This is a genomic window from Sediminicoccus sp. BL-A-41-H5 (assembly GCF_050632405.1).
In the GTDB taxonomy this organism is placed as follows: Bacteria; Pseudomonadota; Alphaproteobacteria; order Acetobacterales; family Acetobacteraceae; genus Roseococcus.
The window spans coordinates 3610039-3626900 of the sequence record NZ_CP192601.1 but is presented as its reverse complement, the minus strand read 5'-3'; the positions used below and the strand labels follow the sequence as shown (position 1 = coordinate 3626900).

General features: G+C 69.5%; 21 protein-coding genes. 13 read left to right on the top strand and 8 right to left on the bottom strand.

Translation table 11 applies throughout. From position 1 onward, the window contains the following. Window positions 1-46: 46 nt before the first annotated feature. Entirely contained in the window at window positions 47-808 is a 762-nt protein-coding gene (locus tag ACQ860_RS17760) for a hypothetical protein (protein ID WP_431304664.1), read from the bottom strand. A 136-nt stretch (window positions 809-944) separates the two neighbouring features. On the opposite strand from ACQ860_RS17760, the gene ACQ860_RS17755 reads away from it, so the two are divergent. Next, window positions 945-2102, top strand: coding sequence for an MFS transporter (locus ACQ860_RS17755; protein ID WP_431304663.1), 1158 nt, complete (start codon window positions 945-947; stop codon window positions 2100-2102). A 334-nt stretch (window positions 2103-2436) separates the two neighbouring features. Continuing rightward, the gene (locus ACQ860_RS17750) at window positions 2437-3399 is read left to right on the top strand and encodes a Bug family tripartite tricarboxylate transporter substrate binding protein (protein WP_431304662.1); all 963 of its coding nucleotides are present in this window, start codon (window positions 2437-2439) and stop codon (window positions 3397-3399) included. Here the strand turns inward: ACQ860_RS17750 and ACQ860_RS17745 are convergent, their stop codons facing one another. Then, window positions 3400-4293, bottom strand: coding sequence for a LysR family transcriptional regulator (locus tag ACQ860_RS17745; RefSeq protein WP_431304661.1), 894 nt, complete (start codon window positions 4291-4293; stop codon window positions 3400-3402). 123 nt (window positions 4294-4416) lie between these two features. Between ACQ860_RS17745 and ACQ860_RS17740 the strand changes: the two genes are divergently transcribed. The 7 genes from ACQ860_RS17740 to ACQ860_RS17710 all read left to right on the top strand — a co-directional run bounded on the left by ACQ860_RS17740 (window position 4417) and on the right by ACQ860_RS17710 (window position 9496). Beyond that, the gene (locus ACQ860_RS17740; protein ID WP_431304660.1) at window positions 4417-4968 is read left to right on the top strand and encodes a carboxymuconolactone decarboxylase family protein; all 552 of its coding nucleotides are present in this window, start codon (window positions 4417-4419) and stop codon (window positions 4966-4968) included. 51 nt (window positions 4969-5019) lie between these two features. Continuing rightward, window positions 5020-5484: a DUF1348 family protein gene (locus ACQ860_RS17735; protein WP_431304659.1), complete on the top strand. Its 465-nt coding sequence runs from the start codon at window positions 5020-5022 to the stop codon at window positions 5482-5484. Continuing rightward, entirely contained in the window at window positions 5481-6053 is a 573-nt protein-coding gene (locus ACQ860_RS17730) for a pyridoxamine 5'-phosphate oxidase family protein (RefSeq protein WP_431304658.1), read from the top strand. The genes ACQ860_RS17735 and ACQ860_RS17730 overlap by 4 nt, the downstream gene beginning before the upstream one ends. A 38-nt stretch (window positions 6054-6091) precedes the next feature. Beyond that, window positions 6092-6373, top strand: coding sequence for a hypothetical protein (locus ACQ860_RS17725; RefSeq protein WP_431304657.1), 282 nt, complete (start codon window positions 6092-6094; stop codon window positions 6371-6373). Between the two features lie 190 nt (window positions 6374-6563). After that, a complete protein-coding gene (locus tag ACQ860_RS17720) occupies window positions 6564-7679 on the top strand; it encodes a Re/Si-specific NAD(P)(+) transhydrogenase subunit alpha (protein WP_431304656.1) in 1116 nt (371 codons plus the stop codon). Window positions 7680-7692: 13 nt separating this feature from the next. Then, window positions 7693-8091 (top strand): proton-translocating transhydrogenase family protein, encoded by a 399-nt coding sequence (locus tag ACQ860_RS17715; protein WP_318648783.1) that lies wholly within the window; start codon window positions 7693-7695, stop codon window positions 8089-8091. Window positions 8092-8095: 4 nt separating this feature from the next. Continuing rightward, on the top strand, window positions 8096-9496 hold the full coding sequence (locus ACQ860_RS17710) for an NAD(P)(+) transhydrogenase (Re/Si-specific) subunit beta (RefSeq protein ID WP_431304655.1): 1401 nt from the start codon (window positions 8096-8098) through the stop codon (window positions 9494-9496). Between the two features lie 218 nt (window positions 9497-9714). On the opposite strand, the gene rpsU is transcribed toward ACQ860_RS17710, so the two are convergent. Continuing rightward, window positions 9715-9918: a 30S ribosomal protein S21 gene (rpsU, locus tag ACQ860_RS17705; RefSeq protein ID WP_027286066.1), complete on the bottom strand. Its 204-nt coding sequence runs from the start codon at window positions 9916-9918 to the stop codon at window positions 9715-9717. A gap of 155 nt (window positions 9919-10073) precedes the next feature. Here rpsU and def point away from each other — a divergent pair, with 155 nt between their 5' ends. From def to ACQ860_RS17690, 3 genes are all read left to right on the top strand, one after another. Beyond that, entirely contained in the window at window positions 10074-10574 is a 501-nt protein-coding gene (def, locus tag ACQ860_RS17700; protein WP_431304654.1) for a peptide deformylase, read from the top strand. Beyond that, the gene (locus tag ACQ860_RS17695) at window positions 10571-11128 is read left to right on the top strand and encodes a COQ9 family protein (protein ID WP_431304653.1); all 558 of its coding nucleotides are present in this window, start codon (window positions 10571-10573) and stop codon (window positions 11126-11128) included. The genes def and ACQ860_RS17695 overlap by 4 nt, the downstream gene beginning before the upstream one ends. A 404-nt stretch (window positions 11129-11532) precedes the next feature. Continuing rightward, complete coding sequence (locus ACQ860_RS17690; protein ID WP_431304652.1) at window positions 11533-11901, top strand: hypothetical protein; 369 nt, start codon at window positions 11533-11535, stop codon at window positions 11899-11901. 144 nt (window positions 11902-12045) lie between these two features. Here ACQ860_RS17690 and ACQ860_RS17685 read toward each other — a convergent pair whose 3' ends face one another. The 5 genes from ACQ860_RS17685 to ACQ860_RS17665 form a co-directional block, all read right to left on the bottom strand. Next, window positions 12046-13125: an OmpA family protein gene (locus ACQ860_RS17685; protein ID WP_431304651.1), complete on the bottom strand. Its 1080-nt coding sequence runs from the start codon at window positions 13123-13125 to the stop codon at window positions 12046-12048. Between the two features lie 231 nt (window positions 13126-13356). After that, complete coding sequence (locus ACQ860_RS17680) at window positions 13357-14463, bottom strand: OmpA family protein (protein WP_431304650.1); 1107 nt, start codon at window positions 14461-14463, stop codon at window positions 13357-13359. Window positions 14464-14645: 182 nt separating this feature from the next. Then, entirely contained in the window at window positions 14646-15776 is a 1131-nt protein-coding gene (locus ACQ860_RS17675) for a 5-(carboxyamino)imidazole ribonucleotide synthase (RefSeq protein ID WP_431304649.1), read from the bottom strand. Further along, window positions 15763-16251 (bottom strand): 5-(carboxyamino)imidazole ribonucleotide mutase, encoded by a 489-nt coding sequence (purE, locus tag ACQ860_RS17670; protein WP_431304648.1) that lies wholly within the window; start codon window positions 16249-16251, stop codon window positions 15763-15765. Before purE ends, ACQ860_RS17675 begins: the two co-directional genes overlap by 14 nt. Before the next feature lie 15 nt (window positions 16252-16266). Beyond that, on the bottom strand, window positions 16267-16467 hold the full coding sequence (locus ACQ860_RS17665; protein WP_213610501.1) for a YdcH family protein: 201 nt from the start codon (window positions 16465-16467) through the stop codon (window positions 16267-16269). 184 nt (window positions 16468-16651) lie between these two features. On the opposite strand from ACQ860_RS17665, the gene ACQ860_RS17660 reads away from it, so the two are divergent. Continuing rightward, window positions 16652-16822 (top strand): YdcH family protein, encoded by a 171-nt coding sequence (locus ACQ860_RS17660; RefSeq protein WP_213610503.1) that lies wholly within the window; start codon window positions 16652-16654, stop codon window positions 16820-16822. Window positions 16823-16862 lie beyond the last annotated feature (40 nt).

Here is a 16862-nt window from a genome sequence, read left to right as displayed (position 1 = left end):
TGGAGTCGCTCAGTCGGCGATTTCACCGGGCGGCGAGGCCAGGCCATCACTCGTAGGTATGGGCCACGCGCGGGTCGTCGAAGCGACGCAGGAAGTCCAGGAACCAGCGATAGCGTCCGGTCAGGATGCGGATGGTCTCGGGCTGCAGCTCGTGGCGGTGGCGGCCCGGGGCGATGTCCGTCCCGGCCCATTTCTGGCCGATCCAGGCCGGGTTTTCCGCGAGGTTCTCCACCCGCTCCCGGGCGATGTGCCGGCGCTGCTTGCGCGTCCAGGCCTCGGGCGGCACGCCCATGAACTCGGAGACCCGGCCGACGATCTCGTCGAAATGCAGGCAGTACATCGCGTAGCCGACGAAGATCCGGTCGGGCGGCGCGATGCGGCGGACGGCGTCGAACCAGCCCTTGATGTAGAGGTTGTTGTCCACGCGCAGCGCATAGGCATCAATCCCCTCGCGCGCCACGCGCGCGCGCCGGGCGGCGGTCTGCTCGGGCGTCTCCAGCGGGGCCTCGTGCACCAGCTCCCAGTGATACTGGTTGCAGATGGTGTCACGCGGGTCGCGCGCGTTCAGGATGTAGCGGTAGTCGAGCAGGCGCATGCCGTGGTTGAAGTGCTGCGGCACGTTGTAGAGGATCAGGCTGTCCTCGGGCGGCGGGGCTTCCCGCTCGGCGTCCTGGATGCGCCGCGCGTCATAGAAGGCTTCGATCCATCGCACCGGCTCGTACCGGCCGGTCGCGATCGTCCGGATGACGCGGTACATGGAACCCGTGGCACTGGTGGGCGTCGTCAGGAAGATGATGCTGCGTGCCATGCCGTTCGTTCGAAGCTTCCGCCCAACTACCCCATGGCGCCCAGGCCGGGCAATCGGACGGGCGGTGGCCTGACGTGACACAAACGTCACCAAACCCGCCTTGCCGCCCGGCCAGACTGTGCCAGTTCTGGAAGCCATGCCCCGGTCCCCGCACAGCGCCCTGATCCTCACCTTCGCGCTCGCGGGCTTCGCCTCCGCCTTCGCGACCCGCCTGACCGACCCGCTGGTGGCGGTGATCTCGCTCGACTTCGCGGCCGATCCGGCGCGGGTCGCGCTGCTCGCCACCTGCTTCGCCCTGCCCTATGCGCTGGTCCAACCGGTGCTGGGGCCGGTCGCGGATGCGCTGGGCAAGCGGCGCATCATCACCTTCGCCCTGGCCTTCCAGGCGCTGTTCCTGATGGCCTCGGCCCTGGCCCCCACGCTGCTCCTGCTGATGGTGCTGCGGGTGCTGACCGGGGCGGCGGGCGGCGGCATCTTCCCGACCACGCTGGCCCTCTTCGGCGACCGCGTGCCGCTGGCCGAGCGCCAGGTGGCGATCAGCCGCTTCCTCGCCTGCGCCATCGTGGGCCAGATGGCGGGCGGCGCGGTGGCGGGTCTGCTGGAGCCGGTGCTGGGCTGGCGCGGCCTGATGCTGCTTTGCGGCGCGCTGACGCTGGCGGCCATGCTCACCATCCTGCGCGACCGCACGCCCGAGCCGACCGGGCGGCTCGATTTCGGACAGGCCATTGCGCGTTACCGCTTCCTGCTGACCCACAAGCCCGCCCTGGTGCTGTTCTGGGCGGTGGGGATCGAGGGGCTCCTGGTCTTCGGCGGCTTTCCCTACTTCGCCAATCATCTGGCCGAAGCGGGCCTCGGCGGCACGCGGGAGGCGGGGCTGACGGTCGCGGCCTTCGGCGCCGGGGGCCTCGGCTATGCCGCGCTCGCGCCGCTGCTGGTGGCGCGCCTCGGGTCGCGGCGGATGATGCGGCTGGGCGGCGGCCTCGCCGGCGCGGGGGTGGCGGGCCTCGCCCTGGCACCCGCGGCCGGGGTGTTCATGGCGGCGGGAGGGCTTCTCGGACTCGGCTTCTTCATGCTGCACAATTCCCTGCAGACGCGCGTGACGGAGGTGGCGCCGCAATCCCGCGCCTCGGCCGTCGCGATGCACGCCTTCCACTTCTTCCTGGGCCAGGCGGCCGGGCCGGTGGTGATGGGGCTGGCGCGGGAGGGGGTTGGCTTCACGCCGGCGATGCTGGTCGCCGCCCTCGGATTGGTGGGGCTGGGCGTCGTGATGGGTCACGAAAAGAACAAGACCTGAACATTTTCCATTTCGTGAGAGCAAAATCCTTTTAAATCAAGGGTGAATTCCGATTCGCGCGAACGAATCGGGATCGCCCGATTCGCAGGGTCCCACCACAACCCCTGGTGGGCGCACCGTGCGCTGGACCACCACCGCGTTCCCTCTTTGTGCAAAATCCGGCCCGCGTTTCGCGCCGCACCTTGCTGACAGGCAGACATCATCAATCGTCCGGAGGGACGATGGGGCAGGCTGTGGGCCAGTCCCCAAGGTGGCCCGCAGGAGGGGGCGGTGGGCTTTCGCGGCGCCGCGCGCTTCGCGTAGCCTCGGCGGAAACGAGATTTGAGGAACCGCCATGATCCCCCGCCGCCCGCTGCTGCTCGGTGCGCTCGCGCTGCCGAGCCTCGCGCATGCCCAGGCCTACCCCACGCGCAGCATCAACTTCCTCATCCCCTTCGCGCCGGGCGGCGGCACCGACATCATCGCCCGCGCGCTGCAGCCCACCCTGCAGGAGGAGCTGGGCCAGGCGCTGGCCATGGAGAACCGCCCTGGCGCCTCGGGCACGCTGGCCGTGGGTCAGCTCGCCCGCGCCCGGCCGGATGGCTACACCATGCTGATGACGACGGTGAGCGCCTCGGCCGTCGTGCCGCCCTTGCTCAACCCGCCGCCCTTCGACATCCATCGTGACCAGACGCCCGTCGTGCTGGCGGGCACGGTGCCACTGGTGGGCGTGGTGCCGGCCTCCTCGCCCGTGCGGGATTTCGAGGGATTCTTGGCGCATGCGCGGGCCAATCCCGGGGTGCTGAACTATTCTTCCTCGGGTGTCGCCACGCAGCAGCATCTGGCGGCGGAACTCCTTTCGGCCCAGGCGGGGCTGCGCATGACCCATGTGCCCTTCCGCGGCACGGGGCAGGCGGTGACGGAGATCCTGGCCGGGCGCATTGATATCGCCTTCGACACCCTGCCCACCTACCTGCCGCATATCCGTGCGGGCCGCGTGCGCGCCATCGCCGTGACCATGCCGCAGCGGGTGGAATGGCTGCCCGATGTGCCCACCGTGGCGGAGAAGGGCTTCCCCGGCTTTGATGCCAATGTCTGGTACATGGTGATGGGCCCGCCCGGGCTGCCGGAGGCCATCGCGGCCCGCTGGGTGGCGGGCGTGAATCGCGGGCTGAACGACCGCGGCGTGCGCGCGCGCATCAGCGAGGCGGGCTTCATCCCCGGCGGCGGCACCCAGGCCGATGCGGCGGCGCTGCTGCGGCGCGATGCCGACCGCTACGCCCAGGTGATCCGGCAGGCGGCGATCAAACTCGACTGATCAGGCGAAGCGCCAGTCGCCGCTTTCCGCCGCCAGGGCGATGAAGGCATGGAGCTTGGCGGGCGCCAGCCGCGCCGCGGGCCAGGCGAGCTGGATGGGCATGGGCGGCGGCTCAAAGGCGCGGAGCACCCGCGTCAGGCGCCCGGCCGCGATCGCCTCCCGCGCCTGGTAGGCCAGCACCATGGTCAGGCCGCCGCCGCGCTCAGCGGCGCAGAGGGCGGCGTCGGCGCTGTTGGTGACGAGGCGGGGCGCGATGGGCACGCGCTCTTCCACGCCGTCCCGGTAGAGACGCCATTCCTCGGCGTCCTCGAAGGCGGAGAAGCGGATGATGCGGTGCTTCGTCACCTGACGCGGGTCGTCCGGCGTGCCATGCGCGGCGAGATAGAGGGGCGCGGCCACGATGATCCGCCGCGTCTCTCCCACGCGGCGCGCGACCAGGCCGGAATCCGGCATGTGGCCGATCCGGATGGCGCAATCCACCCCCTCCTCCACCATGTCCACCCAGCGGTCGGAGAGGCGCAGATCCGCCTGCACGCCCTCATGCCGGGCGAGGAATTCCGCCAGCAAGGGCGCCACATGCAGCCGCCCGAAGACGGCGGGGGCGGTGACGACAAGGCGACCCACCGGCGTGAGGCGCTCCGACTGCGCGAATTCCTCGGCCTCGGCCAGCTCGGCCATGATGCGGCGCGCGCGTTCCAGGTAATGGGCGCCCGCCTCGGTCAGCGTGACCGAGCGCGTGGTGCGTGCCAGGAGCCGCACGCCCAGATGCGCCTCCAAGGCGGCCACATGCCGCGTCACGGCGGAGGGGACGAGCCCCAGATGGCGCGCGGCGGGCGCGAAGCCATGCCGGTCCACCACGGCGATGAAGGCGGAGATGGCGGCGAAGCGGTCCATGCATCATTGCATCACAGGCAATGATGAAGTGCCAAGAACGGAAATTATCGCCATACGGGCAATGGCGCATGGTTCCTCCCATCGCGGCGGGATCCTCCCGGCCGCCCGGCAAGGACCGAAATGATGCCCCGTCTCGTCACCCATGCCTCGATCGACGCCGCCCCGGAGGCCTCCCGCCCCTTCCTCAGCGCCGTGCAGAAGCAGTTGGGCTCCGTGCCCAACCTGTTCCGCACCGTGGCCAGCAGCCCGGCCGCGCTGGAGGGCTATCTCAGCCTTAGCGGCGCCCTGGCCAAGGGCAGCCTGCCGGCGGCCACGCGCGAGCGGATCGCGCTGGCGGTGGCCGAGATCAATGGCTGCGGCTACTGCCTGGCCGCGCACAGCTATCTGGGCGCCCATCGCGCCAGGCTGGACGCCGCCGAGATCGCCGCCAGCCGCGGCGGCTTCTCCAACGACCCGAAAGCCGATGCCGCGGTGCGCTTCGCGGCCCAGGTCGCGCGCCAGCGGGGCCATGTCGAGGATGACGCGCTGCGTCTGGTGAAGCTGGCCGGTTATGGGGACGCGGAGATCGTGGAGATCATCCTGCATGTCGCGCTCAACACCTGGACCAACTACCTGAACGAGGTGGCGGGCACCGAGGTGGATTTTCCGGCCGTGACGCCGGCTCGCGCCGCGTGAAAGATGCCGGCGGGGGTGCGCCCTCCCCCGCCGCCCGCAGGAGATCCGCCCATGTCCCGCCCGCCCTTCCCGCCCTTCACCGCCGAGACCGCCGCCCAGAAGGCCCGCATGGCCGAGGATGCCTGGAACGGGCGCGACCCGGCGCGCGTGGCGCTCGCCTATACCGAGGACAGCCACTGGCGGAATCGCGCCGAATTCCTTGAGGGCCGCGCCGCCATCGAGGCCTTCCTCACGCGCAAATGGGCGCGGGAGCTGGATTACCGCCTGATCAAGGAGGTCTGGGCCTGGCAGGCCGACCGCATCGCCGTGCGCTTCGCCTATGAATGGCGCGATGACAGCGGCCATTGGTTCCGCAGCTACGGCAATGAGAACTGGGAATTCGACCAGCACGGCCTGATGCGCACCCGCTTCACCTCGATCAACGACCTGCCGATCCGGGCGGATCAGCGCCTGTTTCACTGGCCGCTGGGCCGTCGGCCGGATGACCACCCGGGTCTCTCGGAGCTGGGATTGTGAACCAGCTCCCCTTCACCCCCAGCATCCGCGCCGTGCAGGACCGCAAGACAGCGCGGCCCCGCCATGCCGAGATGGCGTTCCGCGGCCGCATCACGCCCGAGCTCGCGACCTTCATCGCGGCGCAGACCAGCGTCTTCCTGGCGACGGCCAGCGCCGAAGGGCAGCCCTATATCCAGCACCGGGGCGGGCCGGCCGGGTTCCTGCATGTGCTCTCGCCCACGCAGATCGGCTTCGCCGACTTCAAGGGCAACCGCCAATACATCAGCCTCGGCAACCTGGCGGAAAACCCGCGCGCCTTCCTCTTCCTGATGGATTACGCGAACCGCCGCCGCATCAAGCTCTGGGGCCGGGCGCGGGTGGTGGAGGATGACCCGGCGCTGCTGCAAGCGCTGCGGCCCGAGGGTTATGCCGGCGTGCCCGAGCAGGCGATCCTCTTCGACCTCGAGGCATGGGACGCGAATTGCCCGCAGCACATCCCGCAGCGCTTCGAGGCGGCGGATGTGGCGGCGGCACTCGCCAGGCGGGATGCGCGCATCGCCGAGCTGGAGGCGGAATTGGCGCGGCGCTGAGCCTGGCCTAGCGTGAGGCCAACCTCAGGAGAGAGTTGATGAAAGCCTGGACCCTTGCCGCCGCCCTGATGCTTGCCGCCGGCCCCGCGCTCGCCGATCGCGCGGGGGCCGAGCGCTGCGCGGCGGGGCTGCAGCCGCTCGGCCAGCAATTGTTCACCCGCGCCCTGCCGGGCGTGCTGGGCGGCGCCGCCATCCCCGACGCGCTGCGCAATGCCGCCATATCCATGGTCATGTCGGGCGCGGTCAGCCGCGACGCGGCGCGGCAGGCGGCGGAATCCGCCGGGCCCTGCCTCGCCATGGCGCGCACCCCGGCCGGCTGAGGAGCCCCCCCCGACCGGTTGTCCGCACCCTTCGCCGATCCCGGCCTGCCACGCGGTTGGGCAGGCGATGCGGGGATTCCGGGCTGTCCGGATCATTTCCGAATATTCCACTCGGGAAATCACCCGCCCCCGCTTGCACTTCCCGGCCCGGCGTGACTATGGAGCGCGGATTATCCTTCTGGAGCACGGTATGCGCCTCGCGGTTCTCAAGGAAAGGCGGGCCGGCGAAAGCCGCGTCGCCGCCACGCCGGAAACGGTGAAGAAGCTGAAGGCCATGGGCCTCGGCGTTGCGGTGGAGGCGGGCGCCGGCCTGGCCTCCGGCATTCCCGACGCGGAATACGTGGCCGCCGGCGCCGAGATGGCCGCCGATGCCGCCGCCGCGCTCGCCGGGGCGAACATCGTCTTCGCCGTGCGCGCGCCGGAAGCCGCCCTGCCATCCGGCACGCTGCTGATCGGCACGCTGGGCGCGGATGCCGCCGCTGCCAGCGCCTTCGCGGCGGCCGGCATCGAGGCCTGCTCGATGGAGCTGCTGCCCCGCATCACCCGCGCGCAGAGCATGGACGTGCTCTCCAGCCAAGCGAACCTCGCGGGCTATCGTGCCGTGATCGAGGCCGCGGAGGCCTTCGACCGCGGCTTCCCCATGCTGATGACGGCCGCCGGCACCATCCCCGCCGCCAATGCCTTCATCATGGGCGCGGGCGTGGCCGGCCTCCAGGCCATCGCGACCGCCCGCCGCCTCGGCGGCCGCGTCTCCGCGACCGACGTCCGCCCGGCCGCCAAGGAGGAGATCAAGTCCCTCGGCGCCAGCTTCGTCGGCTACGAGGATGAGGAGAGCAAGGCGGCCCAGACGGCTGGCGGCTATGCCAAGCAGCTCTCGGCCGAGTTCTACGCGAAGCAGGCCGAGGTGGTGGCCGCGCACATCGCCAAGCAGGACATCGTGATCTGCACGGCGCTGGTGCAGGGCCGCAAGGCGCCGACGCTGGTGACGGCCGAGATGGTGGCCAGCATGAAGCCGGGCTCGGTCATCGTGGACATCGCGGCCGATGCCGGCGGCAACTGCGCCGCGACCGTGCCGGGCGAGATGATCGTGACGCCGAACGGCGTGAAGGTGCTGGGCTTCACCAACTGGCCGGGTCGCATCCCCGCCGCCGCCAGCGCGCTCTATGCCCGCAACCTGCTGACCTTCCTGACCACCTTCTGGGACAAGGAAGCGAAGGCGCCCAAGCTGCCGCCCGAGGACGACATCGTGGCCGGCGTCACGCTCACGCGCGGCGGTGCCGTCGTGCACAAGAACTTCGCGGCCTGAGGAGAAAGCCCAGATGAGCACCCAGTCCGAACTGGCCGAAAAGGCCGCCGAACTCGCGGCCCGCGCGACGGAGCTGGCGGAATTCGCCCGCCGCGCCGCCGAGGCCGCCGCCCCCGTGGCGCAGGTGGTCGAGCCCTTCCTGCTGATGCTGACCATCTTCCTGATGGCCTGCTTCGTCGGCTACTACGTCGTGTGGAACGTGACGCCGGCGCTGCATTCGCCGCTGATGGGCGTCACCAACGCGATCTCCTCCGTCATCATCGTGGGCGCCATCCTGGCGGCGGCCGCCGCGCAGAGCGATGCCGCGCGCCTCTTCGGCTTCCTGGCCGTGACGCTCGCCGCCGTGAACATCTTCGGCGGCTTCATGGTGACGCGCCGGATGCTCGCCATGTTCCAGAAGAAGAAGGGCTGAACCCATGGCGACGATCTCGACCCTCGCCTACCTGGCGGCCTCTGTCCTCTTCATCCTCGCGCTGCGCGGCCTGTCTCACCCCGAGACATCCCGCCAGGGCAACCAGTACGGCATGATCGGCATGGCGGTGGCGATCGTCGCCACCATCCTGAACTCCGGCATGGATTTCGGCGGCTTCGTGCTGATCATCTCGGGCCTCGCCATCGGCGGCTCGATCGGCGCCGTGCTGGCCAACCGCATCCAGATGACCTCGCTGCCGCAGCTGGTCGCGGCCTTCCACTCGCTGGTCGGCCTCGCCGCCGTCTTCGTGGCGGGTGCGGCCTTCTACAGCCCCGAGAGCTTCGGCATCGGCACCGTCGGCAACATCAAGACGGCCTCGCTGCTCGAGATGTCGCTTGGCCTCGCCATCGGCGCCATCACCTTCTCGGGCTCGGTCATCGCCTTCCTGAAGCTGGACGGCCGCATGTCCGGCGCGCCCATCACCTTCGCGGGCCAGCACAAGCTGAACGCGATCCTGGGCGGCGTGCTGGTCCTGCTGATCTTCCTGTTCATGCTGACCGGCTCGCCCTTCCTCTTCTGGGTGATCGCGATCCTCTCCTTCGCGCTGGGCTTCCTGCTGATCATCCCGATCGGCGGCGCCGACATGCCGGTGGTTGTCTCCATGCTGAACAGCTACTCGGGCTGGGCGGCGGCGGGCATCGGCTTCACCATCGGCAACCTGCTGCTGATCGTGACCGGCGCGCTGGTGGGCGCCTCGGGCGCCATCCTCTCCTACATCATGTGCAAGGGGATGAACCGCTCGATCATCAACGTGCTGCTGGGCGGCTTCGGCTCCGAGAGCGGCGCAGCCGCGGCCGGTGGCGGTGGTGAGCGCGCTCCGGTGAAGGCCGGTTCGCCGGAAGACGCCGCCTTCATCATGAAGAACGCGCAGAAGATCATCGTGGTGCCCGGCTACGGCATGGCGGTGGCCCAGGCGCAGCAGGTGGTGCGCGAGATGGCGGACCTGCTGAAGAAGGAAGGCGTGGAGATCTCCTACGCCATCCACCCCGTCGCGGGCCGCATGCCCGGCCACATGAACGTGCTGCTGGCCGAGGCGAACGTCCCCTACGAGGAAGTCCACGAGCTTGAGGAGATCAACCCCGAGTTCGCCGAGGCCGACGTGGCCTACGTCATCGGGGCGAACGACGTGACGAACCCGGCCGCCAAGACGGACAAGAGCTCGGCCATCTACGGCATGCCGATCCTCGACGTGGAGAAGGCCAAGACGGTGTTCTTCGTGAAGCGCGGCATGGCGAGTGGCTATGCCGGCGTGGAGAACGAGCTGTTCTTCCGCCCGAACACCATGATGCTCTTCGGCGACGCCAAGAAGGTGACGCAGGAGATCGTGCAGGCCCTGCAGCGCTAAGCCGCAGGCCTCACCCAGGGAAAAGGCGCCGCAGCGATGCGGCGCCTTTTTTGTTGGGCTGACGCCAGGCGCCTCGCCGCCCGGGCTGGGTCGTGCCCTCTCCGCCGGTGCGGGGCTGGATCAGCAGCGGCCACAACGCAGAAAGCCGCGGCAGGGATCCTGCCACGGCGACGCCATCTCGATCCGGAAGAACCGGCGCCGAAGCGCCGGGGCCAGGCTCAGAAGCCTTCGCGCTCGATGCGCTTGCGCTCAACCTTGCGGGCGCGGCGAACGGCCTCGGCGGCCTCGCGCGCACGGCGCTCGGAGGGCTTCTCGTAATGCCGGCGAAGCTTCATCTCGCGGAACACGCCCTCGCGCTGCAGCTTCTTCTTGAGCGCCTTCAGCGCTTGGTCAACATTGTTATCCCGAACGACGACTTGCACGCGGGCGAATCTCCTGATGGCCGACAACGACGTTTCGCCCCGGGGCGAAGCGCTCCGTGGCCGTGCGGAGCGCATAACACATCCGCCCCTCTGGCGGGAAGCCCTCGCATGCGGGAAAAATAGCCCCACATCAGCCGGGACAGCGAGAAAGTGGCATGGCCATCCTGAAGATCGCCCGCATGGGCCACCCGGTGCTGCTGGGGCGCGCGGCGGAGGTGGAAGACCCCACCTCGCCCGCGATCCGGCAGCTTATCCTCGACATGGCCGAGACGCTGGCCGATGCGGGAGGAATGGGCCTCGCCGCGCCACAAGTGCACCAGGCGCTCCGCCTGTTCCTCTGGCGCGACGGACAGGATCTGCGCGTGCTGATGAACCCCGAGATCACGCCCCTCGGCGAGGACCGTGCCCGTGCCTGGGAGGGCTGCCTCTCCATCCCCGGCTTGCGCGGCGAGGTGGAGCGCCCCGCCCGCGTCGCCTGGCGCGGCCTGGACCATGAGGGCCGGCCGGTGGCGGGCAAGGCCGAGGGCATGGCCGCGCGCGTGCTGCAGCACGAGAATGACCACCTGGACGGCCTCTTCTATCTCAGCCGCATGACCGATCTCGGCCGCCTCGGCTTCGTCGAGGAACTGGCCCGCTTTCCGGAGGAAGCCGCATGACCGAACCCGCCTGGATCGAAGCCGCCGTCCATCGCGCCAACCGGGAGGGCTGGGGTCGCGAGACCCTGCGCCGGGCGCTGGCCGATTGCGGCGAGCCGCCCGAGCTCCTTTCCAGCGCCTTCCCCCGCGGCGTGACGGGGGCGGTGGACGCCTGGCTCGCGCTGGTGGACGCGCGCATGGATGCCGCCGCTGCCACGGAGGACCTGGCCAGCCTGCGCACGCCGCAGCGCATCCGCCGCGTGGTGGAGCTGCGCCTCCGCCTGCTGCAGCCGGACCGGGAGGCCTTGCGCGCGGCCCTGAGGCTGCTTGCCCTGCCCTGGAACGCGCCGCTCGCCATCCGCCTGCTGGCGCGCACCGCCTCGGCCATCTGGCACGCGGCCGGGGACCGCTCTGCCGACTTCTCCTGGTACACGCGCCGCGCCACCCTGGCAGCCGTCTATTCGGCCACACTGGCCTTCTGGCTGCGCCCGGTCGAGCCGGAAATGGACGAGGTTTTGTCGTTTCTTGACAGGCGCTTGCAAGAATTGCCTCAACCGGCGCGGAAAGCCGCCTAAACAGGCTTCGCGCCCTGCGCGGGAGCGTGTAAAGGGCGATGCTGTTCTGGCCAGTCGGGCCGTTTCGCTTGGATTCGCCGAGCGCGGACCGCTGGCCCACCGATTCGGGAGATTGGGCGGAATGACGCCTTCAAAGAGCCCTCTGGCACGGCGCCTTCTCACGGGCGTCGCGGCCCTTTCGGCGCTGGCTGCCTGCGCCCAGGATCCGGCCCCCACGGCGACAGCCGCGCGGCCGGCGCCGGCCCCGGCGGTGACCGCCGCTGTGCCGGCCCCGGCTGCCGCAACCACGGGCGCCCAGCGCACCCCGGCACCCGGCGCATCCCGCCGCCACCAGCCGGCAGGCCTGCCTGCAGCCGGCGGAGAAGACCGCCTTCGACATCCGCGCCCTGCAAAGCCAACTGCTGGTGGCTGCCCTCGCCTGCGGCCAGCATGACAACTACAACGCCTTCGTCCGCAAGAACCAGGCGGAGCTGGGCACGGCCTTCCGCACACTGGGGACCTATTTCCGCCGGACGGAGGGCGCCCAGGGTCAACGTCAGCTCGACCAGTACATCACCGAGCTCGCCAACAGCCAGTCGCGCATCAGCATTGATCGCGGTAGCTTCTTCTGCAACGAGCAGGGACCGCTCTTCCAGGCGGCGATGGCGGCGAATGGCCCCAACGAGCTCGCTCAGGTGTCGGTGACGCGCCAGGTGCACCAGGCCCTGTCTGCGCCCGTCTGCCCGGCACCGGCACCCCGCCAGGCCCCGCAGCGGTCGACGCCCGCGCGCTGAGCCACCAGCCTGGTCGGAGCGGAGAAGGCGGCCCGTTCGGGCCGCCTTTTTTGTGTCTGCCGGCCGACGGACGGGGCGGCAGGGCAACAAAAAAGGGGTGGCCGAGGCCACCCCTTCTGAAGTCTCGCGGAGGAGACGCCCGGCTTAGCGCAGGACGATCTCGACGCGGCGGTTCTGCGGCTCGCGCACGCCCATCGCCGTCGGAACCAGCGGACGATCAAAGCCGAAGCCCTGGATCGTCATCTCGTTGCGGGCGATGCCACGGCGAACCAGCTCGGCGGCCACCGCTTCGGCGCGGCGGACGGACAGGCGCTGGTTGTACGCCGCAGAGCCGGTCTTGTCGGCGTGGCCGGACACCTCGATGCGCGTCGAACGGACCGTACGGGCGTTCGTCGCAGCCTCGGCGATGATCTGGCGGGCGCGGTCGGTCAGGTCAGCGCGATCCCAGTCGAAGAACACCAGGAAGGTGCGCGCCGGAGCCGGGGCCGGGGCCGGGGCCGCAACCGGGGCCGGACGCGGCGTATTGAACGCATAGCGGAAGCCAGCGAGGACCGCCTGGTTCTGGTTCGGGGCCGAACCGGAGACGCGGCTGATGCCGGAAGTGCTGGTGTTGCGGTTGCTGCCGCTAAAGTCCGCGTCAAGGGTCGCGTAGTAGCGATACTCGACGGTGAGCGAGAGGCCGGGGACGAACTGGCCGAGGCCGAAAGCGACGCCGCCGATGGCCTGATACGCGAAGTTCCAGCCCGAACCATTGTCGATGGTGAAAGAGCCGCCGTCCGGGTAGCTGGCGCGAATGCCGCTGCCCTGCAGCCAGCCTGCACCGATACCACCGCCGAGGTAGGGGTTGATGCCCACGCCAGCCACGCGCCAGCCGGTCGGGATGTCATACAGGACATTGGCCATCAGGCCGACCTGGCGGTTGACACCACCCACGCCGGTCGAGAGCTGGCCGGCACGCGTGAGCGTGTCGAACTCGTTCTCGCGGTAGCTAACCTCACCCTCGACGCGCAGGCCATTGCCGAAGCCCCAGCCGAGGCTGGCGACGCCGGTCCACCCCACATTCCAGTCCGTATTGTTCGTGCCGGAGGAGACCGATTCCTTCCAGCTCGCCCCAACGCCGCCGGCGATGTAGAGGCCCGAGACCGGCTGGGCGGACGAGATCGCCGGAGCAACAAGGCCCGCAGCCAGAATACCGAGTGCAAGGCTCGATCGATGGAGCATCATGGTCGTCCCTTCAAAATGCAAAATATGAGCGCCGCTCAATGACTTTGTACTTTTGTGTACCAAGCGTTACACGAGTCAAGGGCAAATGCACGCATTCAGCAGGGATCCGGCGGCCGAAACAGCAACATTGGGGCCACATGGTGCAAATAAGTCACATTTGATCGTCAACCTCAACAAAAAAGGGGTGGCCGAGGCCACCCCTTCTGAAGTCTCGCGGAGGAGACGCCCGGCTTAGCGCAGGACGATCTCGACGCGGCGGTTCTGCGGCTCGCGCACGCCCATCGCCGTCGGAACCAGCGGACGATCAAAGCCGAAGCCCTGGATCGTCATCTCGTTGCGGGCGATGCCACGGCGAACCAGCTCGGCGGCCACCGCTTCGGCGCGGCGGACGGACAGGCGCTGGTTGTACGCCGCAGAGCCGGTCTTGTCGGCGTGGCCGGACACCTCGATGCGCGTCGAACGGACCGTACGGGCGTTCGTCGCAGCCTCGGCGATGATCTGGCGGGCGCGGTCGGTCAGGTCAGCGCGATCCCAGTCGAAGAACACCAGGAAGGTGCGCGCCGGAGCCGGGGCCGGGGCCGGAGCCGCAACCGGGGCCGGACGCGGCGTGTTGAAAGCGTACCGGATACCAGCCAGGACAGACTGGTTCAGGTTGTCGCCGTCATAGCGGCCCTGCAGGACGCGGCCGTTGTTCGGGCCGCCCACGGCCTGGCCACGGATGCCCATGTCCGGCTGGGTGGAACCGAAGAAGCGGTACTCAAGGGTCAGCGAGAGCGCCGGCGTGATGCCGAAGGCCACGCCACCGATCGCCTGATAGGCGAAGTTATTGGAGGTGTCGTCGATGGTGATCATGCCACCATTGCCGCTGCCGCGAACCGAGCGCCAGTTGCTCTGCACGACACCGATACCACCACCGATATACGGGGTGATGCCAATGCCGCCCGGACGCCAGCCGGTCTGGATGTCGTAGAAGACATTACCCATCAGGCCGTACTGATAGATCTGGCCACCCGTGGCGGTCGCGTTGCGCGTGCCGGTCGGCGTGGCGATCGTGCCGGAGCTCACGGAGTTCTGGCGGATGTTCGCCTCGAGCTCAGTGCGCAGGCCGTTGCCGAAACCCCAGCCGACGCTGGCCACACCGGCCCAGCCCCAGTCGGTGTCGATCCCGACCTGGCCGGTCAGGATGCCCGACGGCGACAGGCGCGGGTTGACCGAGTTGTTCTCACGGTAGTTCGCACCAACGCCCGCGCCCAGATACAGGCCCGAGATCGGCTGCGCCTGGGCGGCCACGGGCAGCGACAGAACCGTCGCGGCCATAAGGGCCTTCTTGAGGCTCATCCTCGTTCTCCTTAGATCAAAAACGTTTGTTCGGTCGCTGCGCGGCACACCCTCTGGATGAGAATCCTCGCTGCGTGGGGGCACCTTAACACCAGTATTCAGGCAAATGCACCACCCTGCCCTGCATTTCCCCGTATCTGTGGCTCAAAGGCAACATCGCGCTTTGGCTTTTCGGCCACAGGTCACAATCCGTCACAGGCGGCCCCGTCATCGAGGCCCGCCAGCGCCCCCAAAGGCAGCAAACGGTTGGCGTGGCCGAGCTTCCGCCCGGGCTTCGCCTCCGTCTTGCCGTACCAATGGGCCACGACATCGCCACGACCGACCAGCCGCGGCCAGGACGCCAGACCTTCCGGCCCGACCAAGTTGCGCATGACCGCGTCGGAATGGCGCGCGACCGGCCCCAGCGGCAAGCCGGCGACGGCCCGGATATGCTGCTCGAACTGACCGCAGGCGCAGGCGTCCATCGTCCAGTGCCCGGAATTATGCGGCCTGGGTGCGATCTCATTCCCGAGCAGGGACCCATCGGGCAGCAGGAACATCTCCAGCGCCACCAGCCCGACCAGTTCGAGTGCAGCCGCCACCTTGGCGACATTCTCCCGCGCGGCCTGGGCCGCCTCGGCGGGCAGCCGCGCCGGGGCGAAGGACAGGTCGAGGATGTGATGATGGTGCCGATTCTCGACCGCGTCGTAGGTGACGACCCTGCCATCCAGCCCGCGGGCCGCAATCCCCGAGATTTCGGCCGCGAAGGGAACAAAGGTCTCCAGGATCAGCGGCTTGGGCGAGAGCCGCTCAAAGGCCGGCGCGACATCCTCGGGGCGCCGCAGAACGGCCTGGCCGCGCCCGTCATAGCCGAGGCGCGTCGTCTTGAGCACGGCGGGCAGGCCGATCTCGGTCAGCGCCGCCTGCAGTTCGGCCAGGCTCGCCACAGGCCGCCAAGGGGCGACGGGCACGCCGGCCTCCGCCAGGAAGCTCTTCTCCAGGATGCGATCCTGGCAGATCGCCAGCGCACGCGGGCCAGGCCTGCACGGAACGCGTCCCTCCAGCGCGGCCAGCGTCGCGGCCGGCACGTTCTCGAACTCGTAGGTGACGACATCCACCGCGGCGGCGAAGCGATGGAGCGCCGCCACATCCTCATAGGGCGCCACCGTGGCGGCGGCCGAGACCTGCATGGCGGGGGCCTCGGCCTCGGGCGCGAAGATGTGGCAGCGGTAACCAAGGCGGGCAGCGGCCATCGCGCTCATCCGCCCCAATTGCCCGCCGCCCAGGATGCCAATGGTCGCACCCAGCGGGAGTGCCGCGTCAGGCCGGGTCATGCGGCACGCCCTCCGTCTGGCGCGCCCGCCAGGCATCCAGCCGCTCGGCCAGCGCCGGGTCGGCCAGGGCCAGGATGGAAGCGGCCAGCAGTGCCGCGTTGATGGCGCCCGCCTTGCCGATCGCCAGCGTGCCGACCGGCACGCCGCCCGGCATCTGCACGATGGAAAGCAGGGAATCCATGCCCTTGAGGGCATGCGACTCCACCGGCACGCCCAGCACCGGCAAGGGCGTCATGCTCGCCGCCATGCCCGGCAGATGGGCCGCGCCGCCGGCGCCGGCGATGATGACCTGGATCCCCCGGCCGCGCGCCGTGCTGGCATAGTCGAAGAGCCGCCCTGGCGTCCGATGCGCGGAGACCACCCGGCACTCATGCGCGATGCCGAGCGCCGTCAGGGTCTCGTCGGCATGGCGCATCGTCTCCCAGTCGGAACGGCTGCCCATGATGACGCCCACACGGGGCGCGCTCTCCGCCATGATTCTGATCCTGTGTCAGGCGATGATGTCGGGGACGAGCTGGCTCTCGAGCCAGGCGATCTCGTCCTTGAGTTTCAGCTTGCGCTTCTTCAGCCGCTGCATCTGCAACTGGTCGCCCAGGCCGGTCTCCAGCCGGGCGATGACGGTGTCGAGGTCCCGGTGCTCGCTGCGCAGTTCGTGCAGGCGGCGGAGCAGGGCTTCGCGGTCTTCAAGCATCCGTATGTGCCGCCATCCTGATCGCGAGGGCTCGAAATTCGGCCGGGGCGGGAAACGAAATCTTTTCCCTCGGCCCAGAGAATGGGGATAGCATGGCTTGGCGCGCTGGCAACAGAGCGCGCGCGAAGGTGATGCCCCGGGTGGGCGTTCCCGCCCGGGCGAAATCGAAAGAGGATGCCCACGCATGATGCATGCCCCCAGGATTCGCGCCTTGGAAACCCGCCACGCCGAAATCGAGACCCGCATTGCCCATGAGGGCGCGCGTCCCCGCCCCGATGACGCGGCCATCGCCAAGATGAAACTGGAGAAGCTGCATCTGAAGGAAGAGATGGAGCGGTTGCGCCGATCGCACTGAGCACAACCGCGCGGCGCCCGGCCTGACCGGGCGCTGGCTT